Source organism: Micromonospora sp. CPCC 206061 (genome assembly GCF_036906915.1).
Taxonomy (GTDB): domain Bacteria; phylum Actinomycetota; class Actinomycetes; order Mycobacteriales; family Micromonosporaceae; genus Phytohabitans.
On record NZ_JBAKHX010000028.1, the window covers coordinates 51,972 to 74,753 of the forward strand.

Here is a 22,782-nt window from a genome sequence, read left to right on the forward strand (position 1 = left end):
CCCTGAGGCAAGATCGCCAGCTTAGGGCAGCCGGTCAACCGCCTACTCGGTGCGTAACGCGGTTGCGGTCCGCACCTTCGCCGCCCAGCCGGCCGGGAGCACCGCACCGAACACGGCTATCACCAGTCCACCCAGGACGAGCAGGACGAGCCAGGCCGGCTGATATACCCGCATCACCGCCGGGGGCAGCGTCAGGCCGGCACTGTCGCCCATCGCGGGCATCACCGCGGCGTGCATGGCCGCGCCGGCGGGTGTACCCAAAAGGCCTCCGGCCAGGCCGACCACCGCGACGGAGGCCACCACCATGGCGATGGTCTGCCTCGGCACCATGCCCAGCGCCTTGTGGATGCCGATCTCGCGGACGCGTTCGCGGGTGTCGAGGACGGCGGCGTTGAGCACGCCCAGCGCCGCGATCGCGGCGAGCATCAGGGCGAGGGTGGTGGCCAGGCCGGTCACCGCGATGGCGATGTCCCCGCCGGCGCCGTCGACGCTGGGGTAGGCGCTGAGCCCGAGCGAATCGACGGCGGCGTCGAGGGCCTTGCTGTAGCTGGTCAGGTCGGTGCCGGGGCGGACGGCGACCTGATACTCACCGGGTTTGCGGTCGGGGTAGGTGGTCGCGTCGGTGTACACGCTGCGGCCGTCGTTGCTGGTGTCGAAGATCTCGCCGACGATCCGCGCGGTCACGGTGGCACCGTCGGTGGCCAGGGTGAGGGTGTCGCCGACCTTCGTGCCGGTAGCGGTCAGCACGGTGGTGGGCACGACCACCTCCCCCGGCCCGTCGAACCAGCGACCCGAGATCAGCTCCCAGTAGCCGGAGGCGTCGCCGACGACCGGGTAGACGGTCGCGTTGCCGGCCAGGCCCGAGATCGCGACCTCGTGCTGGGACGTGCCGTAGAAGCCCTGGGTACCGGACTGGGCGTTGATCGCCGCGGCGACCTTGGCCGGGTCGGGACCGTCGGCGTTCGGGTCGGACCCCTGCCGCTTCGGCCCCGCCCCCGGCGGTGGCGGACCCCCTGGCGGTGGCCCACCTTCCGGCCCTTGCTGCGGCGGGCCCATGGCGTCGATGGTGACGTCGGCGTTGTGGTTGCGCAGACGCTGCACCTCCGACAGCGAGGCGCCCAGGCCGATGCCGAACGTGACCGCCGCGGCCCCGAACGTGACCGCCGCGACCATCGCCAGTGCCCGCGCCGGGTGCGCGAACGGGCGGGACAGGCCGAGCGTGACCGGCCGGGGCAGCGGCAGCCGGGCGCTGAGCCGGGCCGCCCACCGGCCGCGGCCGGCCCGCGGGGTACGGCCGACGGCGAGCGCGTCGACGGTGCGCAGCCGGCCGGCCCGCAGCGCGCTGATCCACGCGGTGAGCGCCACCAGCGCCAGCGCCCCGGCCGGCACCGCCACGTCGATCCACGGCGCGACCGCGAGCCCGGCCGTCGCGTACACCGACTCGGTCTGGGTCAGCACCGGACCGGCGGCCAGGTTGCCGACGATCACACCGATCCCGGCGCCCGCGGCCGCCGGGATCAGCGCCTGGATGACGTACGCCCGCACCACCTGCGCCGGTGTGAACCCGATCGCCTTGAGGATGCCGATGCGGTGGGTCGCGGCGCCGACCGCGCCCGCCACCACGTTGCCGACCACGAGCACCGACATGACCAGGCCCAGCACGCCGAACGCGGTCAGGAACGGCACGAACAGCGCGATCGTGCGTACCGCCTCCTGCTTGACGGTCAGCCAGGAGGTCGCGCCGGTGAGGGCGCCGTCGGGCACGGCCGCCGCGATCGCGGCGCGGCCCGCCTCGACCTGCGCGGCGGTCGAGGCCGTCGTGAGGCGGTAGAGCATCTGGTACCCGGTGGGCTCGCCCAGCGCGGCCAGGCCCGCCGGGGACAGCCAGGCGTCGGCGGTGCCGCCGACCGACCGGGCGATGCCGACGATCGTGAGCGTCGGGCCGCCCGGCGCGTCCGGCGCGCGCAACGACTTTCCGACACCGATCGTCGGGCCGTCCACCGACAGGACGATCTCGTTCGGCGCGGTGGCCCAGCGACCGGCGGTGAGCGTGACCGCGTCGACGTCGCCGCCGGGCTCGGCGCGTCCCGCGATGGTCATCGGCGGCAACGAGAACTCGCCGTTCGGGCCGCCGGCGAGGCTCACCGTCATGGTCGGGTACGGGCCGACCACCGTGGCCACCCCCGTGGCGTGGACGGTGGCCGACAGCTGGTCGGTGGTGACCTTGCCGGCGTCGAAGCTCGCCGTCAGGTGGGCGCCGCGCTGCTCGGCGAACGCCTTGTCGAACGGTCCCGACGACGCCACCAGCAGCGCCAGGCCCAGTACGGCCGAGGCGACCGACATCGCGGTGGCCAGCACGATCGCCACGGTCTGCACCCGGCGCCGCCCGACACCGGACCGCACGACCTTGCCAAGGCCACGCACCGAGCCTCCCGGTTCGCTCGGTCGTGCGGCGCTGAAGGCGGCGCCTTCCCTCCTCGGTCCAGGCGGCGCCGCGCCAGCTGCCTCGCTCATCGCACCGCTCCCACGGCGTCGACGGCGACGCGGCCGTCGACCAGGCGGACGGTGCGGGTGGCGCAGTCCCGGGCCAGGGACAGGTCGTGTGTCACCACGATTACGGTCTGGCCGTCGGCGTGCAGGTCGACCAGGAGCCGCTTGACGTCTTCGCCGGAGGCGGTGTCCAGCGCGCCGGTGGGCTCGTCGGCGAGCAGTAGCGCGGGGCGGTTCATCAGCGCGCGGGCGACCGCGACCCGCTGCCGTTCACCGCCGGAGAGCCGGCCCGGGTACGCCTTGGCGTGCCGGCCGATGCCGAGCATGCCGAGCAGGTCGGTGGCCCGCTTGTGCGCCTGCCGGGCCGGTACGCCGGCGAGCTGCGCGGGCAGTACGACGTTGTCGGCGACGGTCAGGTCGTCGATCAGGTTGAAGAACTGGAAGACCATCCCGACGCTGGCCCGCCGGTACTTCGCGGCGGCGGCCTCGCCGAGCCTGTCGACGCGTACGCCGTCGACGGTGACCGTGCCGCTGGTGGGCCGGTCCAGGCCGGCGACCAGGTTCAGCAGCGTGGACTTGCCGCTGCCGGACGGGCCGAGGATCGCGACGGCCTCCCCGCGCGCCACGCTCAGCGACACGTCGTCCAGGGCGGGCGGCCCACCGTCGTACGCGCGGCTCACCGCGCGCAGCTCGATCAGCGGCGTGGTCATAGTGAGGTCTCCTGTCTGCCCTTATCGGGTCGGTCTCGGGGTCGGACCGACGCTAGGGGGACGCCGGGGGTCGGCGCGTCGGTCCGGCGACGCATCGCCGGTACCGCGTACAGATGACCCGCCGCGGCGTCATCCGTGCGATGTAGTCAGCGGGACGGACGTCGCTGCCTTCGCCGTCGGCGAGAATGGTCGGCGTGACGGCCGGGACGTGGACGGGCCGGCTGCGTGCGGCGGCCGGTCCGTTGCTGCGCCGGCTCGACCCGCTGCCCCGGCCCAGCCTGTCCAACCTGTTGTTCGACACCGCCGTGGCGGTGCTGCTGGCCGCCCTCGGCCTCTGGTACGCGATCGAAGAGATGGACCTGCACGGGCGCGAGCTCGTCATCGGCCAGGACGTGCCCTACCCGGTGCCGCCACCGCCGTTCATGCCGCCGGCCGACGACGGTGAGATAGCGGGCGCGGTGCTGGTGGTGCTGGTCGCCTGCGGCGCGCTGGCGCTGCGCCGCCGGTACCCGCTGGCGGTGCTCTTGGTGGTCATCGTGGCGACCGTCGTGACCCCGCACCCGCGGCTGACGTTCTTCGCCTGCGTGGTGGCCGCCTACAGCGCCGCCGCCTACAGCCCGTACCGGGCGCAGACGATGGTGAGCCTGGCGGTGGCGGCGCTCGCGGTCAGCGTGTTCCAGGACGAGGCGCTGCCGACGGTGCCGAACAAGTACGCCACGTTCCTGATCCTGGTGCCGATCGTGGTGGCGAGCCTGGGCCGGCGCACGTGGCGGATGCGCGCCCTCACCCTCGAACGGGAACAGACCGAGGCGGTGCGCCGCGCCGCCGAGCAGGAGCGTGCCCGCATCGCCCGCGAGCTGCACGACGTGGTGACCCACAACGTCAGCGTGATGGTCATCCAGGCCGGGGCCGCCCGCAAGGTGATGGACGCGGCGCCCGACCAGGCCAGGCAGGCGCTGCTCGCGGTCGAGGCCGGCGGCCGGGCCGCGATGGCCGAGCTGCGCCACGTGATGGGGCTGATCTCGCCGGCCGCCGACGCTCCCGACCTGGCGCCGCAGCCGGGCCTGGACGGGCTCGTCACCCTTGTCGAGCGGGTCCGCGCCGCCGGGCTGCCGGTCGACCTGACGGTGGAGGGCCGCTCCCGGCCCGTGCCGGCCGGGGTGTCGCTGACCGCGTACCGGGTGGTGCAGGAGGCGTTGACCAACACGGTCAAGCACGCGGCCGGCGCCACCGCGACGGTGACCCTCGGGTACGAGGTCGAGCACCTGCGGGTCGAGGTGCTCGACAACGGCGGCCGCCCCAACGCCTCCACCGCCACCGGCAACGGCCGTGGGCTCGTGGGCCTGCGGGAGCGGATGGCGATCTACGGTGGCACCCTGGACGCCGGCCCGCGCCCCACCGGCGGTTACCGGGTGCGCGCCGTCATACCGCTGGAACCGATCGAGGAGAGCGCGTGCGCGTAGTCGTCGCGGACGACCAGGTGCTGGTCAGGACGGGGTTCCGGATGATCCTCGCCGCCGACGGGATCGACGTGGTGGCCGAGGCGACCACCGGTGTCGAGGCGGTCGCCGCGGTACGCCGCACCAGACCCGACGTGGTGCTGATGGACATCCGGATGCCCGAGCTCGACGGTCTCGCGGCCACCCGCCGCATCCTGACCGGGGCGCCCGAGGAGCCCTGCGTGATCATCTTGACCACGTTCGACCTCGACCACTACGTGTACGCGGCGCTCACCGCCGGCGCCAGCGGCTTCCTGCTCAAGGACGTCACGCCCGAGCACCTGGTCGCCGCCGTCCGCATGGTGCGCACCGGCGACGCCCTGCTCGCGCCCGCGATCACCCGGCGGCTGGTGGAGCGGTTCGCCCGCCGCGCCCCCGACGCCCAGAGCCTGCACCGCGACCTGGCCGCTCTCACCCCGCGCGAGGTGGAGGTGCTCAAGCTGCTGGCCCAGGGCCTGAGCAACGCCGAGCTGGCCAGCAGCCTGCACCTGTCCGAGGCGACGGTGAAGACGCATGTCGCGCGCATCCTGTCCAAGCTCGGCCTGCGCGACCGTGTCCAGGCGGTGGTCGCCGCGTACCAGACCGGCCTGGTCACCCCGGGAGCCGAGGCGTGACCGAGCCGGCGCGTAGCGTCGTAGACATGTTGAAGGGATTCGCGACGATCAGCTATTTCGCTGCCAACCCGCATTGCCTCGAGGTCCTGAAGACGACCGGGCGCGGGTGATGGACGTTCTGACCTGCGCCGACGCGGCGGAGTGGGAGTCGTGGCTGGCCGCACACCACGACTGCCGGCCCGACGTGTGGCTGCGCATCGCCAAGAAGGGCGCCACGGTCCCGTCCGTGACCATCAAGGAGGCGCTCGACGTGGCGCTGTGCTACGGCTGGATCGACAGCCAGCGCAAGGGCGGCGACGCCGAGCACTACGTGCAGCGGTACTCGCCGCGCGGTCCCCGCAGCCCCTGGTCGCGGGTCAACGTCGGCCGGGCCGAGGAGCTGATCGCGGCCGGGCGGATGCGCCCGGCGGGGCTGGCCGAGATCGAGCGGGCCAGGGCGGACGGGCGCTGGGACGCCGCGTACGCCTCGCAGGCCACCGCCGAGGTCCCGCCGGATCTGGTGGCGGCCCTTGCCGCGAACGAGCCGGCCCGGGTGGCCTTCGAGTCGCTGGGGCGCACCGGCCAGTACCTGGTGATCCTGCCGTTGTTGAAGGCCCGCACCCCCCAACGCCGCGCGACGCTCGTGGAGCGCGCCGTCGGGGACCTCGCGTCTACTCCCAGGTGAAGTCGAACGTGCCCGCCTCGACGCGCGCCAGGAACGACGCCACGTCGGTGGCCTGGCACACCGTGCCCTCCCAGCCGGCGCTGGTGATCTCGACCATCAGCACCGGCGGGGGATCCACGCGCAGGTCCAGCGCGAGGTGCTCGCGGCTACCGTCGCCGCCGATGATGGCGATGCCCGGGTGGGCGGCGACGGACGGCTCGCCCCAGGCGTCGAGCAGCTCGGCGGCCTCGCCGGGCGGATACAGCCACAGGTAGCAGCCGGTGTCGAGCCAGCCGCGGCGCAGCCATGACGGGCCCGCCAGGTAGGCGCGCCAGGCCGCGGGCAGCGCCGGGTCGAGCTGATCGTCGGGTACCGGCGCGCGGTAGTCGGACATCTCGACGATGGCGCCGGCCAGCTGGGCGTTCAGCGCGGGCACGTCGCCGGCGGGAATCCGGTACTCGCCGTCGCTGACCGGGTACCGGTCGAGGAACCGCCGCGGCACGTCGAACGTGGTGACGAAGCCGGCGCCCTCGGCGGGCACGTACCGCTGCCGGGCGACCGTGGCGGCGGCCGTCCGGGACAGGGTGGCACGCAGGTCGGCGGCCGGCCAGGCGCGCCAGCCCGCGGCCGCCACCTGCTCCAACTCGGCCGGCCCGACCGCCCGCCACAGCGTCACGAGATCCATCGCCGGCACAGTAGCGGGCCGGGGTGCCAGCCGGCGGCGCTGGTCCACCGGCTGGTACGCCGTTACTGCAGCGCCTGTGTCTGGCCGGCCACCTCGCGGACCTGGCCGTCGCCGAGCTGGTACGACATGCCGACGACCGCGCACGCGCCGCTCGCGACGGCGCGGGCGAGGGGCTGGGAGTGCGCGAGCAGGTGGTCGACGGTGCGCTGGATGTGGATGTCGACGATCTGGTCGATGTCGTCGATGTTGCGGCTGGTGGCGACCGAGACGCTGGGCACGATCGCGTCGACGACGGCGCGCAGGTGGCCGGTGGGCTGGGCGCCGCCGGCCACGGCGTCGCGGGCGGCGGTGACGGCGCCGCACGAGTTGTGCCCGAGTACGACCACCAGCGGGGTGTGCAGCACGGTGATGGCGTACTCGATGCTGCCGAGCACCTCCGGCCCCACGGTGTGCCCGGCGGTGCGCACGACGAACAGGTCGCCGAGGCCACGGTCGAAGATGATCTCCGCGGCGAGGCGGGAGTCGGAGCAGCCGAACATCACCGCGAACGGCGTCTGGGCGCCGGCCAGCGCCGCCCGGTGCTCGGCGTCCTGGTTGGGATGGATGCGGGTGCCGGTGACGAAGCGTCTGTTGCCGGCGCGCAGTTCGGCGAGGGCGCGGTCGGGGGTCACGGGCGGGCCATCCGGCCAGTGCCCGGCGTGCGGATCGATCATGGCCGCTCCTGGAAAGTGGTCACGTAACTCGCAGCTTTGAGCCTGGCGATCCGGCGCGCAGTAGCGCACGCCACAGCCGCCAAAATCCTCTCAGTTTTCGGGCCACGAACTAGGAGATTCCGGTCATCCGCGCGAGGCGCACGGGCGCGGGTCAGCCGGCGACGGGTGCCGGTCACCCGATGTCATCAGGCGTGCGGGCCCGCGGTGACCTCGCCGATCGTCCGAGGATCTCGCCGACCCGCGCGACCTGCGCCTCCAGCTCGCGGGTCCGCGCGGCACCGAGCCGAGGCGCCGCGCGCACACCTGCGCGAACGTGTACTGGCGCACCTCAGCGCACCTTCGCGAAGGCCGCGGCCAGGTCGGCGGCCATAGCGGCCTGGGGGATGTCGATGCGAAATGGCGTCATGCCTCTAACGCTAGAGCCCATGTAGGCCAGATACTGGCACACATGACGGAGCTTTCTGCGCGGCTGGAGACCGCTGGGCGGCTGCTCAAACTGCTGTCACTGCTACAGACCCCGCGTGAGTGGCCGGGCGGCGAGCTGGCCGAGCGCCTGGAGGTGAGCCTGCGCACAGTGCGGCGGGACGTGGAACGGCTGCGCGAGCTCGGATACCCGGTGCGGGCCACGATGGGCGCGATCGGCGGGTACCGCCTGGTGGCGGGCGCGGCGATGCCGCCGCTGCTGCTGGATGACGAGGAGGCGGTGGCGATCGCGGTGGGCCTGCGAGCCGGCGCCGCCCAGGCCGTCGCCGGCATCGAGGAGGCCTCGGTACGCGCCCTGGCGAAGCTGGAGCAGGTGCTGCCGTCGCGGCTGCGGCAGCGGGTCGGGGCGCTCGGTGCCGCGACCGAGCCGATGCTGGCGTGGGAGCGGCCCACCGTCGCCCCGGAGACGCTGACCACGGTGGCGGGGGCGATCACCGGTCACGAGCGGCTGCGGTTCGGGTACCGGTCGCACGACGGCACCGCCAGCGACCGGCTCGTCGAGCCGCACCGCCTGGTGTCGGCGGGCCGCCGCTGGTACCTGGTCGCCTACGACTGTGAGCGCGGCGACTGGCGGACGTTCCGGATGGACCGGGTGTCCGGCCCGGCCCGCACCGGGGTGCGGGTGCCGCCCCGGCAGCTGCCCGCCGACGACGCGGCCACGTTCGTCACCCAGCAGCTGTCGGCGCTGGCCCGCACGTACCGGGCGGTGGTGACGTTGCACGCGCCGGCCGCTCAGGTGGCGGGCCGGGTCGGCGACGGGCCCGGCGACGTCGAGCCGATCGACGACAACTCGTGTCTGGTGCGCAGCCACACCGACACCCTGGAGTGGCTGGCGGTGCGCCTGGCGACGCTGGGCTGCGACTTCGAGGTCCACGAGCCGCCCGAGCTCGCCGAGTACCTGCGGGCACTCGGCGAGCGGGTGACGCGGGCGGTCACCGCAGCTTCGTGACCAGGCGGCCCTCGATCGGTTCGACGGCGACGTGGTCCCACGGGAGACTTTGGACGTCCAGCGCGCCTCCACCGGTCCGCGCCGCCGCCGGCCTAGTATTCGGCGTCGATGGACACCATGGCCGCCGCTGAGACCCGACCGTGCGCCAACTGCGGGCGGCCGGTCCCGCAGCGGGCCGCCGCCGGGCGCCCGTACCGCTACTGCCGCGACAACGACGGCGCCTGCCAGAAGGCGTCCCGCAACGTGCGGATGCGCCAGCGCAACGCCCCGGGCCTGGCTGGCCAGGTGGCCCGCGCCTGGGAGGTCGTCGACCGCCTCGACCAGGTCGTCGAGACCCTCGGTGAGGCGTTGCACGCCGAACTGTCCCCGGATGGCGTGGAGCGGCAGGTCGCCGAGATCCGCGCCGAGGCCGCCGCCCAGGTCGCCGACGTGCGCGCGGAGGCGGCCGCCCAGGTCGCCGCCGCGCAGAACGAGCGCGACGAGGCCCGGCAGCAGGCGCGGGCCGCCGAGGTGGCGCTCGCCCAGGCGCGGCAGGTGGCTGACGAAGCGGTACGCGAAAAGGTGGCCGCCCAGGGCGATGCCGCACGGTCGGCGCAGGCCGCCGCGCGATCAGCCGAACTCGCCGAGGCGGCCGAGGCGGCCCGCGACGAGGCGCACCGCGCGGCCACCGCCGCCGACGCGCTGCGCCACCAGTCCGACCGCGACCGTGACGAGGCCCGCCGGGAGGCGCAGGCGCTGCGTCAGGAACGCGACACCGCCCACCGGGAGCTGGCCGAGGCCCGCCGCGACCGGGACACCGCCCGCGCCGACGCCGACCGCGCCACCCGGTCCGCGACCGAGTCGCAGGCGCAGGCGGAACGGTTCCGCGCGGAGGCGGGCACCGCCGCTGACCAGGCCCGCACGGCCCGGTCGCAGGCCGAGGCCGCCGGCGCGGCGGCCTCCGACGCCCGCGCCCAGCTGGCCGCCGCCGACACCGACCGGGAACAGCTGCGGGCCCAGCTACGGGCCGCGCACGAGGCCGCGGCCGCCGCCGAGGGCCGGCTGGCGGAGCTGACCGTACGCCTGGCCGCCGCCGACGCCGACCGGGACGCCGCGCAGGCCCGCGCAGCGCAACTGTCCACCCAGGTCAGCGACCTGGCCGCCGCTTTGGCGAACCTGCGCCCGGCGCCCGCCCCGCCCGTACCTCAAAACGGACAAGAGGCCACGAACGCCGCCCACGGTCGATGACGAGATCCAACTCCGGCTACTCTCGAATTGTCACCATGCCGAATCAGACCCGGGGCCGGTCGGGAATCGCCTGACCGACCTCTGTCGTTACATCCAGCAGACCAGCACCACAACCGAGGGGAAAGCCGATCATGGGCGAGCGCATGCTGCGCGGGAGCCGTCTGGGAGCAGTCAGCTACGAGTCCGACCGCAACACCGAGCTGGCCCCGCGACAGACCCGCGAGTACCTCTGCGCCAAGGGTCACCGGTTCGAGGTGCCCTTCGCCGTCGACGCCGAGGTCCCGACGACCTGGGAGTGCAAGTTCGACGGCAGCGTCGCGCGCTTGGTCGACGGCAACGAGCCTGAGCAGAAGAAGGCCAAGCCCCCGCGCACGCACTGGGACATGCTTCTGGAGCGCCGTTCGATCGCCGAGCTGGAAGACATCCTCGCCGAGCGGCTCCAAGAGGTACGCAACCGGCGCGGTCGCTAGACCCGACCCGCGCACACCGACGAAAACGCCCCCGTTGTCGACGGGGGCGTTTCGTATGTCTAGACGATCTCGCCCTCGATGGGGGTGTCGCGCTCGGGACTGCCCTGGTGCACCTTGACCTTGCGGGGGCCGAACAGGTCACCGGCCACCATCGCGGACACCCGCTTCTCGGCCCAGCGTTGCGTGCCGCGGCGCGCCAGCGCCCGTACCGGCGGGATCACCAGCAGCAGCCCGGCCACCCCGGTGACGAAGCCGGGCACCGTCAACAGGACGCCGGCCAGCAACCCGACCAGGCCGTCGGTGCCCCGCTCACCGGGCGGCTGCCCGGCGTTGGCGGCGGCGACGAACCCGCGCCACGCGCGCATGCCCTCCCGGCGCAGCAGGGAAGCGCCGAGCACCGACAGGGCCGCGACGGCCAGCAGCGTCCAGCCGAAGCCGATCCACCGGGACATCAGCACGAACGCGGCGATCTCCAGGATCGCCGTCAACGCCAGGAGCAACGGGGTGAGTGCGAGCGAACGCCTCATCTGTCCAGCATGACACGGCGCAGCGACGTGGTGCGTGCCCGTAGTCCCCAGCCGGCGACCCGCACCAGCGCCTCACCGACGATGGCGGGGCTCATCTTGCTGGCGCCGCGTTCGCGTTCGACGAAAGTGATCGGCACTTCGACCACGCGCAGCCCTTCCCGTACCGCGCGCCACGCCAGGTCGACCTGGAAGCAGTACCCCTGCGACGAGACCGAACCCGCGTCGATCTTGTCGAGGACGGCCAGCCGGTACGCCCGGTAGCCGCCGGTGGCGTCGCGTATCGGGATACCCAGCATCAGCCGCGTGTACAGGTTGCCGCCGCGGGACAGCAGCAGCCGGTGCGCGGGCCAGTTCTTCACGCTGCCGCCCTCGACCCAGCGCGAGCCGAGGACCGCGTCGGCCTCGCGCAGCGCGTCGAGCAGCCGGGGCAGTTCCTCGGGTGCGTGGGAGCCGTCGGCGTCCATCTCCACGACGGCGTCGTACCCGTGCTCGCGCGCCCACGCGAACCCGGCCACGTACGCCGCGCCCAGGCCCTGCTTGCCGGGCCGGTGCAGCACGTGGACGCGCGGGTCGTCGGCGGCGAGCCGGTCGGCGAGGGCGCCGGTGCCGTCGGGGCTGTTGTCGTCGGCGACCAGCACGTCGACGCACGGCACGGCGCGGCGGAGCCGGTCGGTGATGACGCCCAGGTTGTCGGCCTCGTTGTAGGTGGGGATGACGACGAGGACCCGGCCCACGCCGGGGTAGCCGGCCTCAGCCACGGACCCGCAGCCGCACGGCCCCGCCGACGACACCCAAGAACAGCACCACCAGCAGCACCTCCGGCCAGTACCCCAGCCGGGTGGCCAGCGTGCGCGCACCGGATGGCGCCAACTCCCTGACCACGACCTCCTGGGTATTGAAGTCCGTCGCATCGTAGACGGTGCCGTGGGCGTCGACGAAACCAGACACCCCGACGGTGGAGGCCATCAGCGCCGACCGGCCGTGCTCGACGGCCCGCAGCCGCACCATCGCCAGTTGCTGCCGGGCCTCGGCCTCGTCGAACGTGGCGTTGTTCGTCTGTACGACCAGGATGCCGGCGCCGCCGGTGACGGTGTCGCGCACGACCTCGTCGTAGGCGACCTCGAAGCAGATCACGTCGCCGATGACGACCGGGCCGGTGCGGATCACGCCGGGATGGTCGCCGGGCACCATGTCGCGTACCCGGTCCACCTCGGCGCTGACCTTGCGGGCGAGGGAGCGCAGCGGGATGTACTCGCCGAACGGCACCGGGTGCCGTTTGACGTACATCTGCTCGGTGTCGACGCCGGCGCCCGGCCGCCACAGCAGGCCCACGTTGCGCACCTGCCCCTGCTCCGGTCCCTGCAGGACGGCGCCGACGAGGATCGGCACCCCGATCGCGGCGACGGCGTCGTCGATGCGGCCGGCGGCGTCGGCGTTGCGCAGCGGGTCGATGTCGCTGGCGTTCTCCGGCCAGATCACCAGGTCGGGGCGCGGCTCCTGGCCGGCGGCGACCCGGCCGGCGAGGGCGATGGTGGCGTTGACGTGGTTGTCGAGGACGGCGCGGCGCTGGGCGTTGAAGTCCAGACCCATCCGCGGCACGTTGCCCTGCACGATCGCGACCCGCACCGGCGTGCCGGACGGGGTGTGCAGCGGCACCAGGAACCCGGCGGCGCTGACGGCGACCGCGCCGGCTACAAGCCCGCCAGTCATGATCGGGGCGCGGTCGCGGATGCGCCAGGCGGCCGCCACGAGAAGGCCGCCGGCCAGGGCGACGGCGAACGTGACCAGCGGCGCCCCGCCGATCGCGGCGAGGCCCACGAACGGGGAGCCGTCCTGGCTGAACGCGAGCCGTCCCCACGGGAACCCGCCGTAGGGTGCCCGGTCACGGAACGCTTCCTGCGCCACCCACAGCAGCGCCACCGATCCAGGCCACACCCACGGGTGCCGGTCGACGAGCTTGCTGAGGGTGGCGCCGGCCCCGCCGAGCAGCCCCAGGAACGCGGCCTCCAGCGTGGACAGCAGCAGCCACGGCACGAACCCGGTGTGCAGGTTGGTCCAGCGCAGCAGCAGCGCGAACAGGGTCAGCCCGGCCAGCAGGCCCAGGCCCAGGCCGGCCCGGAACCGGCGCCGGTGCACCGCCGCGGCCAGCAGCGCCACCCCGGCTGGGGCGAGGAACCACAGCCCGTACGGCGGGAACGCCAGCAGCAGCAGCAGACCGGCGGCCACCGCCGCGGCCACCGCGACCGGCAGCGGCAGGGGGCGCGGCGGTCTGTCTTCGCTGTCGCCGTCGCTCACCGCGGTCTCGGCTGGCTCCACCATCGTCACCCGCCGAACAGTACCGCCGAACGATCACCGGATGGGAAATCGGGGCGCCACCTGTGGCGGCGCCCCGATGCTCCGAAGCCCTCCCCCGGCCGGTGCGGCAGTTGACCCGCCGCGACCTTCGGACCGACGGGACGCGTACTGGCTGCCCACGCCGCGCCGTTGTCTACTGGCCGCGGTACCCCCCTGCCCACACACCGGACAACGACCGGTTCGCGCCGCCCCGCCGACCCCCGCCCTCTGGACCTGGTGAGACTGGCCCTCCGAGGGGCACCGCTCGGCCAGCGGGCGAAGGGACGAAGCGAACAACAGCCGCTTTCCCGTAGTAGGACCTAAAGACGGTACGCGCCGGACCGGGTGGGCTGTCAACCATCTCGGCGTGTCGGCGCCCGGCGTGTTTCGATGTGATCTTTCACAAGTGCGAGCGCGGCCGCCGGGTGGTCACCCGCGAGGAGGCCGGCGGCGGCCAGGACGTAATCGCTGTCGACAACCCGGCCCGCGGCCCGCGGCACCGGCCACCCGCCGCCGTGGTCCGCCAGCAGGGCGTCGAGTACGCCCAGCGCGTCAGCCGGCTTCGCGTGCCGCAGCGCCCCGCCCGAGCCCACGACCAGCCGCACGTCCCGCAGATCCCGCCGGCCCCGTCCGCCCGGCTCCCCACGGGCGTGGCGGCGCAGCGCCACCGTCGCGGCGAGCGTGGCCAGCTCCCGGTCGGCGCCGTCGTCGGTCAGCAGCCCGGGGTCGGCGGCGCGCGCCGCGGCCTGCTGCGCCAGTCCACTGTGGGCGATCCGCTCGGCGGTGGCCGCGGCCAGTACGCCGGGCGCGTTCCACCGCACCCCGAGGTCACCTTCCACAGTGCGGGCCCGGGCCAGCGTCCCGGCCGCCTCGGCCAGCTGCTCCGCACCGGGCGGCAGCGCCGAATACACGTCCGTGGTGGCGCCGCCCACGTCGACGACGAGCAGGCCACCGCCGGTGTGGTCGGCCAGCAACTCCACCGCCGTCAGCACCGCGTCCGGGGTGGCCGCCCTGACCAGCCGCGCGAACTCCCGGCCGAACCGGCCGCCGATCACATGCCGCAGGAACATCTCCCGGATCGCCGCCCGCGCCGGCCCCGGATCGAGCACCCCGATGCGGGGCAACACGTTCGCGGTCACCACGGCGTGCGGCAGCACGGCGGTCACCTCGCCGCGGGCGTCCGCGTTACCGGCGACCACGGTAGGCACCCGCCACCGGCTCAGCCGCTTCGCGTTGTGCACAAGGGTCTCCGCGTCACCGCCGTCGGTGCCGCCCACCAGCAGCAGCACGTCCGGCCGCGCCGCGCGCACCCCGGCCAGCCCCGCCCGGTCCAGCCGCCCCGCCGCCACGTGCACCACCCGCGCCCCGGCCGACAACCCGACCCGGTGTCCGGCCTGCGCGGTGACGAGCTCCTCGTACCCGATCACCGCCAACCGCAGCCCGCCACCGGCCGAGGAGCACACGTACCACTCGTCCGCCGCTCGCGGGCCTGCGGCGCCGCTCGCGGCGACGGCGGCCCTCAGGCCCGCGAGCGGTCCCTCGGCGAGCGTCGTCGGGTGCGCCGCAGTCGCCACCAGGCCGCCGCCGGCCACGTCGACCACGGCCACCTTCGTGTACGTCGAGCCGACATCGGCGCACACCACCCTCACGGCACCACAACGGTCCCCACGGCGCTCACCGCGACGATCGGCGGGTCCAGCACCTGCGCCTTCGACCCCTCGGTGCCCCGGCACACCACCCGGCACGTGAACTCGACGGTCCGGCTGCGCGAGCCCATCCGGGTGACGGTGGCGGTCGCCTCGACCACGTCACCGGCCCGGATCGGCGCCTTGAACTGCACGTCCGAGTAGGACGCGAACAGCCCCTCGTCCCCGTCGGTACGGATACACACCTCGGTTGCCACGTCTCCGAACAACCCGAGCGCGTAGGCCCCGTCGACGAGACTCCCCGCGTAGTGCGCGTGCGAATACGGCACATACCGCCGGTGCGTAACCGTCAAACCCACACTCACGCCTTCGCCCTCCCGTTTCCCGCCCCCGCCGGCACCAGCGCCGAAACCAGATAGCTGGCCACCTCGCGCGGGGTGGTGCCGCGCCCGAAGATCCGGTCCACGCCCAGCTCGCCGGCCATCGTCTCGTCGAACCGCGGCCCACCCACCACCAGCAGCGGTCGCCGCCCCGCCGCGAACGCCTCCCGGAACGCCGCCGACATCTCCCGCGTGTTGGTCAGGTGCGCGTCCCGCTGGGTGACCACCTGCGACACCAGCACCGCGTCGGCCTTCTCCGCCCGGGCCGCCTCGACCAGCTCCGGCACCGTCACCTGCGCCCCCAGGTTGGTGACCTTCAACTCCCGGTAGTACTCCAGGCCCTTCTCGCCGGCGATGCCCTTGACGTTGAGGATCGCGTCGATCCCGACGGTGTGCGCGTCGGTGCCGATGCACGCGCCGACCACCGACAGCTTGCGCCGCAGCCGCCGCTTCACCACCGTGTTGACGTCCTTGGCGGTCAGCAGCGGGTAGTCCCGCTCCACCACGTTGACCGTTGCCAGATCGACCAGGTGGTTCACCCGCCCGTAGACGACGAAGAACGTGAACCCGTCACCCATCTGGCGGGCGTGCACCAGCATCGCCGGCTCCATGCCCATCTTCCCGGCCAGCTGCAACGCCGCCCCCTCAGCGCGCTTGTCGTGCGGCACCGGCAGCGTGAACGACACCTGCACCATCCCGTCGCCGGTGGTGTCCCCGTACGGCCGCACGACGCTCACGCCTCCTCCAGCAGCTCGGTGGCGGGGTTGTAATAGTCGGGGGCGTGGGGGTGGACGCCGTCCAGGCCCTTGCCCCGGTCCGCGGGCCGCTTCATGATCCCGAACGTCCCGTCGGCGATCGCCGACAACAGCCCGCCCGGCGACGAGTCGATCCGCTCCAGCAACGCGACCGCGTCAGCCAGCACCTCATGCGCCCGCCGCTGGATGAACCCGCCCGGCGCCGGCGCGAAGTCCTCGTGCAGGTTGCCGGCCGCCCCCAACACGTACCGCACGTTCTGCAGCGCGATGTCGCGGTCGGACAGCCACGGCGTCACCACGGCCTCGGTCATCATGCCGACCAGCAGGATGCCCTGACCGGTCAGCGCACCGGCCAGGTTGAAGAACCCGTCGAGCAGGTTGCCGCGGAACACGTCACCGGTCATGTGCCGGGTCGGCGGCATCCACTTCAGCGGCGCATCCGGAAACAGCTCGCGGGCCAGCAGGGCGTGCGCCAACTCCAGCCGGAACGACTCCGGCACGTCCGGGTTGATCTCGAACGCGTGCCCGAGCCCCAGCTGCCAGTCCGCGAGCCCCGCCTCGTGCGCGAAGAACTCGTTGAGCAGCTGCGACACGGTCACCGTGTGCGCCTCGTCGACGGCGTCGGCCGTGGTGAGGTAATTGTCCTCACCGGTGTTGATGATGATGCCGGCCCGGGCGTGCACCTGCCGGGAAAACCGCTGGTCCACGAAAGTGCGAACCGGGTTGATGTCGCGAAACAGGATCCCGTACATCGAGTCGTTCAGCATCATGTCCAGCCGTTCCAAGCCGGCCAGCACCGCCATCTCCGGCATGCACAGCCCGCTGGCGTAGTTGGTGAGCCGCACATACCGGCCCACCTGAGCCGACGTCTCGTCCAGCGCCGCACGCATCAGCCGGAAGTTCTCCTGCGTCGCATAGGTGCCCGCGAACCCCTCCCGGGTCGCGCCCTCCGGCACGTAGTCCAGCAGCGACTGCCCCGTCGACCGGATCACCGCGATCACGTCCGCGCCCGCCCGCGCCGCCGCCTGCGCCTGCGGGATGTCCTCGTAGATGTCGCCGGTCGCCACGATCAGGTAGATCCACGGCCGCCGCGCAGGATCGCCGTGCCGGCGGACCAGGCGCTCCCGCTCCGCGCGCCGCCGGTCGATCCGGTGCAGACCCGCGCGGACCTGCTTGCGCGCCGCCGCCCGCGCCGTCCGCGACCTTTCGGGTACCGCGAACCGCACCGACCCGGCAGCCGCCTTCTGCGCCAGCAGCGTCAGGTCTTCGAGCCCCTCACGAGCGAGGGCGTCGAAGACCGGCACCGCCACACCATGGCCCAGCCCGACATCGGCGGCGACCGCGTCGACGAGGCGGTTCACCCACGGGATACCGTCCGGGTCCGCGCCCGCCACACCGGCCAGCCGCAGCACCGCCCGCTCCACCGACACCGTGGTGTGCGCCCGCGCCAGGTCCACCACCGGCCGCCCCGCCACCGCCGCCAGCTCCCGAGCCCGCGCCACCAGGGCCGGATCGAGGTTGAGTTTTGATGGTCCAGCGTTGGCGGAGGATCGCGGTGATCGCGACGGTTTGCTCATCTCACTCCTCGAAGATCACGTTGCCGCGCAGGACCGTGCGGCGGCACACCGGCAAAGCCGCCGGCTCGCCGTCCTCACCGGACAGCACCGGCAGCCCGCCGTCGACACCCGCCGGGGTCTCCCACACCGCGAACGTCGCCGGCGCACCCAACGCCAGCACCCCCTCGTGATCACGATGCGCCGCCCGCCAACCACCCCGGCTGTACGCCGCGAACGCCGCCTTCACGCTCATCCGGTGCACCGGGTTGAAATGCCGGACGGCCGCCCGCACGCCGCCCCACGGGTCCAGCGGCGTCACCGGCGAATCCGAACCGAACGCCAGGGCGACACCCACCCCGTGCAACGCCCCCATCGGGTTCGACTCCAGCGACCGCGCCACCCCCAGCCGCTGGGCGTACATCTGCTCCTCGCCGCCCCACAACCGGTCGAACGCCGGCTGCATGCTCGCCACGATCCCGTACTCGACGAACCCGGCGATCAGCCGCTTGTTCATGATCTCGGCGTGCTCGACCCGGTGCCGCGCCTGCCGCACCCGATCCACACCCAGCTTGCGGGCCGCGTCCGTGAACCCGGCCAACACCGTCGAGATCGCCGCGTCACCGATCGCGTGGAACCCGCCCTGGATCCCGTGCGCCGCGCAGTCCAGCAGATGGTCACGCACCTGCTCCGCCGTCACATACCCGTGCCCGCGGCTGTCCGCGTCCAGGTACGACTCCGACAGGTGCGCCGTCTGCGACCCCAACGCCCCATCCGCGTACAGGTCGCCACCCGCCCCCACGGCACCCAACTCCTTGGCCTTGCCAGCGGCCAGCAGCTCACCCCAGTACCCGTACACCTCCGGAAGCTGCCCCCCGGCGATGCCGAGCAGGCCCGCGAAGTCGGCCTCGCTCGACGTGCCCGGCCCGCCGCACTCGTGCACGGCGGCGATCCCCAGCGCCGCCGCCCGTCGCAGCGTCGCCGCCTGCGCCGAGCGGCGCTGCGACGCCGGGATCGAGCCCAGCGCCAGCTCGCGCACCGCGTGATGCGCGTCCCTGCGCACCCACCCTGATTCCTGGTACCCGGGCAGCCCGGCCGCCACCGGCAGCAGCGCGCTGGAGCACAGCGCCGAATGGATCGACGCCTGCGACAGGTACACCCGGCGGCCACCGGCGGCCCGGTCGAGCTCCGCCGCGTCCGGTTTGCGCTGGTCGTCCCACGTGGTCTCGTCCCAGCCGTGCCCGATCACCACCGCGTCGCCAGGGAGCCCGGCCGCCCGCCCCGCCACCGCGTCCAGCACCTGCGCCGCCGACCGCGTGCCCGACAGGTCCAATCCGGACAGCACCAGTCCGGTACTCGTGGCATGCACGTGCGCGTCGACGAACGCCGGGGTCACCAGCGCGCCGCCCAGGTCGACGGTCACGTCCGCGGAAGGAGCGTCGGCGTCCGGCCCCAACCACGCGATCGCCCCGTCGCGCACCAGCAGTGCCGTCGCGGACGGGTCGGCGGGGCAGTAGACGCGGCCGTTGCGGTACAGGGTCGAAGTCATAGGGTCAGTCTGCCCTCGAACAGTTTCCGCACGCCGGGAACTTCGCGCACCAGGCCGAGGGCATATTCGGCGTGGCCCGGCACATACCCGTTGCCCACCAGCATCGTCACGTCCGCGGCCAGTCCCTCCGCGCCCAACGCCGCCGCGGCGAAGCTGGTCGCCATCGAGAAGAAGACCACGGTGCCGCCGTCCGCGGTCGCCAGGATCGCCCCGTGCTCGCAGCCCGGCACGTCCACGCACACCACGGTCACGTCCACCGGCTCGCCAACCGCCGCCGCCAACGCCACCGGGTCGCGGGCGTCGGCGACCGCGACGTGATCGGCGAGGCCGGCTCCGCGCAGCAACGCGGCCTCCGCCTGCGTGGGGACGACCCCGACGGTACGGCCGGCGCCCGCCCGCCGCGCGGCCGCCAGCGACAGCGAACCGCTCTTGCCCGCGCCACCCACCACCGCCACGCTCGCGCCCGGCCGCACCACCCGCGCCGTCAGCGCCGGCGCACCGCACACGTCCAGCACCGCCAGGGCCAGCCGCGGATCCAGGTCGTCCGGCAGCACCGCCGCCACCGACCGGGCGAACAGGATCGCGTGACCCACACACGGCACCTGCTCGCTGCGCCCGTCCCACCCGACCAGCCCGTCGGTGACCGCGAGGGGTGTGAGGGTGAGGGACACCAGCGTCGCCACCCGGTCGCCCTTCGTGAGACCGAGCGGGGAGTCCGGGCCCACCTCGTCGACCGTGCCGATCAGCATCCCGCCCGAGCCGGTGACCGGGTTCTGCATCTTGCCCCGGGTGCCGATGATGTCCAGCACCTCGGCGCGCACCCTGTCACCGTCGCCGCCGTGCTTCTGCGCGAGCTGGCGGAAGCTGGCCGCGTCCAGGTTCAGCCGCTCCACGGCTATCCGCACCTCGTCCGCGCTGATCTCCGAGCGGGCGTCCAGCCGTTGCGCCGCCTGCGGCAGCACTCCCGCCGGCGCCAGCACCCGATGCAGCCCAACCGGTGAACTCACGCCCGTTGCCTCTCTGTGCGGGAAGTCTTACGGTAGATTAACTAGATCGCAGGAAGATTTCTACAAGGGGGTCCGGTGACGCAGCCATACGAGTACCGCCGCCGCGAACTCGTCGAACCCGACTGGACCCGCTTCCCAGGCTGGCGCGACGTCACCCGCGAGCAATGGGAATCGGCCCAATGGCAGCGCGCCCACTGCGTCAAGAACACCAAACAGCTCCACACCGTCCTCGGCGACCTCGCACCCGACGCCTTCTACGACGACCTGCTCGCCGACCAGCAAGGCGCCGCCACCATGTCCATGCTGGTACCGCCACAAATGCTCAACACCATGAACACCGACGACCTCCACGGCGACCCCATCCGGCGATACATGATCCCCATCGCCAGCGACCGCCGCACCGACTGGCCGTCACACCCCAACGCCAGCCGCGACTCGCTCCACGAACACGACATGTGGGTCGCCGAAGGCCTCACCCACCGGTACCCCACCAAAGTCCTCGCCGAACTGCTCTCCACCTGCCCCCAATACTGCGGCCACTGCACCCGCATGGACCTCGTCGGCAACTCCACACCCGCCGTCGACAAGCTCAAACTCACCCTCAAACCCGTCGACCGCTACGACGCCCACATCGCTTACCTCAACGCCCACCCCGGCGTACGCGACGTCGTCGTCTCCGGCGGCGACGTCGCCAACGTCCCCTGGAAACACCTCGAGTCGTACCTCATGCGGCTGCTCGACATCGAAACCATCCGCGACATCCGGCTCGCCACCAAGGCGCTCATGGGCCTACCGCAACACTGGCTCCAGCCCCAGGTCGTCGAAGGACTCGAACGCGTCGCCCGCACCGCCGCCCGCCGCGGCGTCAACCTCGCCATCCACACCCACGTCAACCACGTACAGTCGCTCACCCCGCTGGTCGCCCGCGCCGCGCAGACCGCCCTCGAGGTGGGCGTCCGCGACGTACGCAACCAGGGCGTCCTCATGCGCGGCGTCAACGCCACCTCCACCGACCTGCTCGACCTGTGCTTCGCCCTGCAGGGGGAGGCCGGCATCCTGCCGTACTACTTCTACATGTGCGACATGATCCCCGGCGCCGAACACTGGCGCGTCGCCGTCTGGCAGGCCCAGCAGCTCCAGCACGACCTGATGGGCTACCTGCCCGGATACGCGACACCGCGCATCGTCTGCGACGTGCCGTTCGTGGGGAAGCGGTGGGTGCACATGGTCACCGAGTACGACCGCGAGCACGGCATCTCGTACTGGACCAAGAACTACCGCACCTCGCTGGAGTCCGAAGACGACGAGGCGCTGGCCCGCCAGTACCCGTACTACGACCCGATCGACACCCTGCCCGAGTCCGGCCAGAAGTGGTGGCGCAAGCAACAAGAGGGCGCCGCCTCCGATGGAGGCAGCGCCCTCTAACCCTGAGCGACCTTTAGCTGAACGCGTCCTTGACGTCCCGCCCGGCGTCCTTGACGTGCTCGCCGGCCTGCTTCGCCTTCGCCCCAGTGTGCTCACGCGCACCCTCGGCCTGCAGACGCTCGTCGTCCGTCGCGTCGCCGTAGCGCTCCTTGGCCTCGGCCTTGAGCTCTTCGGCCTTGTTGCGTGCCTTATCGGTGAAGCTCATCTGTCACTCCTTCCGAAGTAACCATCCCCGTCAAGGTGCCCCGTTCGTGGTCGTCGAAAACGCCTTCTCCCCCTGTGCGGCCTGACACACCCTGTAAGGCGTCCTAGGACGCTAGTTTGAAGGTCTTCTAGCGGAGGTTCAGGCCGCCGTCCAAGAGGATGACCTCTCCCGTGAGGTACGAGTGGTGGACGAGCATCGAGATCAGGGCGGCGACGTCGGAGGGCTGGGCCGCGCGGCGCATCGGGCTCGAGGTCCTCCACAACTCCTGCGCGGCGGTCCAGTCGGCGGTGAGCGGCGTGTCGACGAGCCCCGGAGCGACCGCGTTGACGCGGACGTCGGGTCCGAGGGCCGCGGCCAGCAGCTTCGTGACGTGGTTGAGCGCGGCCTTGCTGGCGGCGTACGCGACCGAGCTCCCCTTCGGCCGGACCCCGGCGTGGCTGGTGACGTTCACGACGCATCCGCCCGACTCGCGCAGGGCCGGCAGCGCCGCCGTGCACAGCAGCCAGGGCGCGATCAGGTTCACGTCGAGCAGCCGGCGCCAGTCGTCGGCGGTCAGCCCGGACAGGTCGGCGTGCGGCACCGGCCAGCTGATGCCGGCGTTGTTCACGAGTACGTCGAGACGCCCGTGCTCCCCCACCACGCGCGGCACCAACTCACTGGCGGCCGTGTCGTCAGCCAGATCGGCCTGGTGATACGACCCGCCAAGCTCCTCCGCCAACGCGACCCCCGCCGCGCGACTGGACCGCGAGTGGACCGCCACGCTCATCCCGTCCGCCGCCAACCGTCGCGCCGTGGCCAGCCCGATCCCGGATACCGACCCCGTCACCAACGCCACCTTTCGCATCCCGCGATCTTGCCAGGCAACGAGTGTGGAGCGGGCCACACCCGCTACGGCATCCTAGGAGGCTGGGTTACAGG

Annotated in this window: 22 protein-coding genes; 7 read left to right on the plus strand and 15 right to left on the minus strand. The window is 73.1% G+C overall.

Annotated features, from left to right (window positions below; all coding sequences use genetic code 11):
* Positions 1–42: 42 nt before the first annotated feature.
* Both V6V89_RS20075 and V6V89_RS20080 read right to left on the minus strand, forming a co-directional pair.
* Positions 43–2,514: an FtsX-like permease family protein gene (locus V6V89_RS20075; protein ID WP_334620701.1), complete on the minus strand. Its 2,472-nt coding sequence runs from the start codon at positions 2,512–2,514 to the stop codon at positions 43–45.
* Positions 2,511–3,200: an ABC transporter ATP-binding protein gene (locus tag V6V89_RS20080; RefSeq protein ID WP_334620702.1), complete on the minus strand. Its 690-nt coding sequence runs from the start codon at positions 3,198–3,200 to the stop codon at positions 2,511–2,513. The genes V6V89_RS20075 and V6V89_RS20080 overlap by 4 nt, the downstream gene beginning before the upstream one ends.
* Positions 3,201–3,394: 194 nt before the next feature.
* On the opposite strand from V6V89_RS20080, the gene V6V89_RS20085 reads away from it, so the two are divergent.
* From V6V89_RS20085 to V6V89_RS20095, 3 genes are all read left to right on the plus strand, one after another.
* The gene (locus V6V89_RS20085) at positions 3,395–4,663 is read left to right on the plus strand and encodes a sensor histidine kinase (RefSeq protein WP_334620703.1); all 1,269 of its coding nucleotides are present in this window, start codon (positions 3,395–3,397) and stop codon (positions 4,661–4,663) included.
* Positions 4,664–4,704: 41 nt separating this feature from the next.
* The gene (locus V6V89_RS20090; protein ID WP_334620738.1) at positions 4,705–5,313 is read left to right on the plus strand and encodes a response regulator transcription factor; all 609 of its coding nucleotides are present in this window, start codon (positions 4,705–4,707) and stop codon (positions 5,311–5,313) included.
* Between the two features lie 109 nt (positions 5,314–5,422).
* On the plus strand, positions 5,423–5,977 hold the full coding sequence (locus tag V6V89_RS20095) for a YdeI/OmpD-associated family protein (protein WP_334620704.1): 555 nt from the start codon (positions 5,423–5,425) through the stop codon (positions 5,975–5,977).
* On the opposite strand, the gene V6V89_RS20100 is transcribed toward V6V89_RS20095, so the two are convergent.
* Together V6V89_RS20100 and V6V89_RS20105 are read right to left on the minus strand one after the other, a co-directional pair.
* The gene (locus V6V89_RS20100) at positions 5,964–6,641 is read right to left on the minus strand and encodes a hypothetical protein (RefSeq protein WP_334620705.1); all 678 of its coding nucleotides are present in this window, start codon (positions 6,639–6,641) and stop codon (positions 5,964–5,966) included. The two genes, V6V89_RS20095 and V6V89_RS20100, sit on opposite strands and share 14 nt — an antisense overlap.
* Before the next feature lie 62 nt (positions 6,642–6,703).
* Positions 6,704–7,354 carry a carbonic anhydrase gene (locus V6V89_RS20105; RefSeq protein ID WP_334620706.1) on the minus strand — a complete coding sequence of 217 codons (651 nt, stop codon included), beginning with the start codon at positions 7,352–7,354 and terminating at the stop codon, positions 6,704–6,706.
* A 448-nt stretch (positions 7,355–7,802) separates the two neighbouring features.
* On the opposite strand from V6V89_RS20105, the gene V6V89_RS20110 reads away from it, so the two are divergent.
* The 3 genes from V6V89_RS20110 to V6V89_RS20120 all read left to right on the plus strand — a co-directional run bounded on the left by V6V89_RS20110 (position 7,803) and on the right by V6V89_RS20120 (position 10,483).
* The gene (locus tag V6V89_RS20110) at positions 7,803–8,786 is read left to right on the plus strand and encodes a helix-turn-helix transcriptional regulator (protein WP_334620707.1); all 984 of its coding nucleotides are present in this window, start codon (positions 7,803–7,805) and stop codon (positions 8,784–8,786) included.
* 108 nt (positions 8,787–8,894) lie between these two features.
* A complete protein-coding gene (locus tag V6V89_RS20115; RefSeq protein WP_334620708.1) occupies positions 8,895–10,013 on the plus strand; it encodes a hypothetical protein in 1,119 nt (372 codons plus the stop codon).
* 131 nt (positions 10,014–10,144) lie between these two features.
* The gene (locus tag V6V89_RS20120) at positions 10,145–10,483 is read left to right on the plus strand and encodes an RNA polymerase-binding protein RbpA (RefSeq protein WP_334620709.1); all 339 of its coding nucleotides are present in this window, start codon (positions 10,145–10,147) and stop codon (positions 10,481–10,483) included.
* A 59-nt stretch (positions 10,484–10,542) separates the two neighbouring features.
* On the opposite strand, the gene V6V89_RS20125 is transcribed toward V6V89_RS20120, so the two are convergent.
* From V6V89_RS20125 to V6V89_RS20165, 9 genes are all read right to left on the minus strand, one after another.
* Entirely contained in the window at positions 10,543–11,010 is a 468-nt protein-coding gene (locus tag V6V89_RS20125; protein ID WP_334620710.1) for an FxsA family protein, read from the minus strand.
* Positions 11,007–11,768 carry a polyprenol monophosphomannose synthase gene (locus V6V89_RS20130; protein ID WP_334620711.1) on the minus strand — a complete coding sequence of 254 codons (762 nt, stop codon included), beginning with the start codon at positions 11,766–11,768 and terminating at the stop codon, positions 11,007–11,009. The genes V6V89_RS20125 and V6V89_RS20130 overlap by 4 nt, the downstream gene beginning before the upstream one ends.
* Positions 11,761–13,329, minus strand: coding sequence for an apolipoprotein N-acyltransferase (lnt, locus tag V6V89_RS20135; RefSeq protein WP_334620739.1), 1,569 nt, complete (start codon positions 13,327–13,329; stop codon positions 11,761–11,763). The genes V6V89_RS20130 and lnt overlap by 8 nt, the downstream gene beginning before the upstream one ends.
* Positions 13,330–13,697: 368 nt before the next feature.
* Positions 13,698–14,993 (minus strand): glutamate mutase L, encoded by a 1,296-nt coding sequence (locus V6V89_RS20140; RefSeq protein ID WP_334620712.1) that lies wholly within the window; start codon positions 14,991–14,993, stop codon positions 13,698–13,700.
* Positions 14,990–15,355: a hotdog domain-containing protein gene (locus V6V89_RS20145; protein WP_334620713.1), complete on the minus strand. Its 366-nt coding sequence runs from the start codon at positions 15,353–15,355 to the stop codon at positions 14,990–14,992. Before V6V89_RS20145 ends, V6V89_RS20140 begins: the two co-directional genes overlap by 4 nt.
* Positions 15,352–16,107 carry an OAM dimerization domain-containing protein gene (locus tag V6V89_RS20150; RefSeq protein ID WP_334620714.1) on the minus strand — a complete coding sequence of 252 codons (756 nt, stop codon included), beginning with the start codon at positions 16,105–16,107 and terminating at the stop codon, positions 15,352–15,354. Before V6V89_RS20150 ends, V6V89_RS20145 begins: the two co-directional genes overlap by 4 nt.
* A complete protein-coding gene (locus tag V6V89_RS20155) occupies positions 16,104–17,702 on the minus strand; it encodes a lysine 5,6-aminomutase subunit alpha (protein WP_334620715.1) in 1,599 nt (532 codons plus the stop codon). Before V6V89_RS20155 ends, V6V89_RS20150 begins: the two co-directional genes overlap by 4 nt.
* Position 17,703: 1 nt before the next feature.
* Positions 17,704–19,227: an amidohydrolase gene (locus tag V6V89_RS20160; RefSeq protein WP_334620716.1), complete on the minus strand. Its 1,524-nt coding sequence runs from the start codon at positions 19,225–19,227 to the stop codon at positions 17,704–17,706.
* Complete coding sequence (locus tag V6V89_RS20165) at positions 19,224–20,234, minus strand: hypothetical protein (RefSeq protein WP_334620717.1); 1,011 nt, start codon at positions 20,232–20,234, stop codon at positions 19,224–19,226. The genes V6V89_RS20160 and V6V89_RS20165 overlap by 4 nt, the downstream gene beginning before the upstream one ends.
* 45 nt (positions 20,235–20,279) lie before the next feature.
* Here V6V89_RS20165 and V6V89_RS20170 point away from each other — a divergent pair, with 45 nt between their 5' ends.
* Positions 20,280–21,659: a KamA family radical SAM protein gene (locus tag V6V89_RS20170; RefSeq protein WP_334620740.1), complete on the plus strand. Its 1,380-nt coding sequence runs from the start codon at positions 20,280–20,282 to the stop codon at positions 21,657–21,659.
* A 13-nt stretch (positions 21,660–21,672) separates the two neighbouring features.
* Here V6V89_RS20170 and V6V89_RS20175 read toward each other — a convergent pair whose 3' ends face one another.
* Together V6V89_RS20175 and V6V89_RS20180 are read right to left on the minus strand one after the other, a co-directional pair.
* Positions 21,673–21,864 (minus strand): CsbD family protein, encoded by a 192-nt coding sequence (locus V6V89_RS20175; RefSeq protein WP_334620718.1) that lies wholly within the window; start codon positions 21,862–21,864, stop codon positions 21,673–21,675.
* 127 nt (positions 21,865–21,991) lie between these two features.
* The gene (locus V6V89_RS20180; RefSeq protein WP_334620719.1) at positions 21,992–22,690 is read right to left on the minus strand and encodes an SDR family NAD(P)-dependent oxidoreductase; all 699 of its coding nucleotides are present in this window, start codon (positions 22,688–22,690) and stop codon (positions 21,992–21,994) included.
* Between the last annotated feature and the right edge of the window lie 92 nt (positions 22,691–22,782).

Coding starts and splice junctions, on each gene's coding strand:
- V6V89_RS20160 (WP_334620716.1), bottom strand. CDS start 19,227: ATGACTTCGACCCTGTACCGCAACGGCCGCGTCTACTGCCCCGCCGAC.
- V6V89_RS20100 (WP_334620705.1), bottom strand. CDS start 6,641: ATGGATCTCGTGACGCTGTGGCGGGCGGTCGGGCCGGCCGAGTTGGAG.
- V6V89_RS20125 (WP_334620710.1), bottom strand. CDS start 11,010: ATGAGGCGTTCGCTCGCACTCACCCCGTTGCTCCTGGCGTTGACGGCG.
- V6V89_RS20115 (WP_334620708.1), top strand. CDS start 8,895: ATGGACACCATGGCCGCCGCTGAGACCCGACCGTGCGCCAACTGCGGG.
- V6V89_RS20105 (WP_334620706.1), bottom strand. CDS start 7,354: ATGATCGATCCGCACGCCGGGCACTGGCCGGATGGCCCGCCCGTGACC.
- V6V89_RS20090 (WP_334620738.1), top strand. CDS start 4,705: ATGATCCTCGCCGCCGACGGGATCGACGTGGTGGCCGAGGCGACCACC.
- V6V89_RS20080 (WP_334620702.1), bottom strand. CDS start 3,200: ATGACCACGCCGCTGATCGAGCTGCGCGCGGTGAGCCGCGCGTACGAC.
- V6V89_RS20095 (WP_334620704.1), top strand. CDS start 5,423: ATGGACGTTCTGACCTGCGCCGACGCGGCGGAGTGGGAGTCGTGGCTG.
- V6V89_RS20110 (WP_334620707.1), top strand. CDS start 7,803: ATGACGGAGCTTTCTGCGCGGCTGGAGACCGCTGGGCGGCTGCTCAAA.
- V6V89_RS20175 (WP_334620718.1), bottom strand. CDS start 21,864: ATGAGCTTCACCGATAAGGCACGCAACAAGGCCGAAGAGCTCAAGGCC.
- lnt (WP_334620739.1), bottom strand. CDS start 13,329: ATGGTGGAGCCAGCCGAGACCGCGGTGAGCGACGGCGACAGCGAAGAC.
- V6V89_RS20075 (WP_334620701.1), bottom strand. CDS start 2,514: ATGAGCGAGGCAGCTGGCGCGGCGCCGCCTGGACCGAGGAGGGAAGGC.
- V6V89_RS20155 (WP_334620715.1), bottom strand. CDS start 17,702: ATGAGCAAACCGTCGCGATCACCGCGATCCTCCGCCAACGCTGGACCA.
- V6V89_RS20120 (WP_334620709.1), top strand. CDS start 10,145: ATGGGCGAGCGCATGCTGCGCGGGAGCCGTCTGGGAGCAGTCAGCTAC.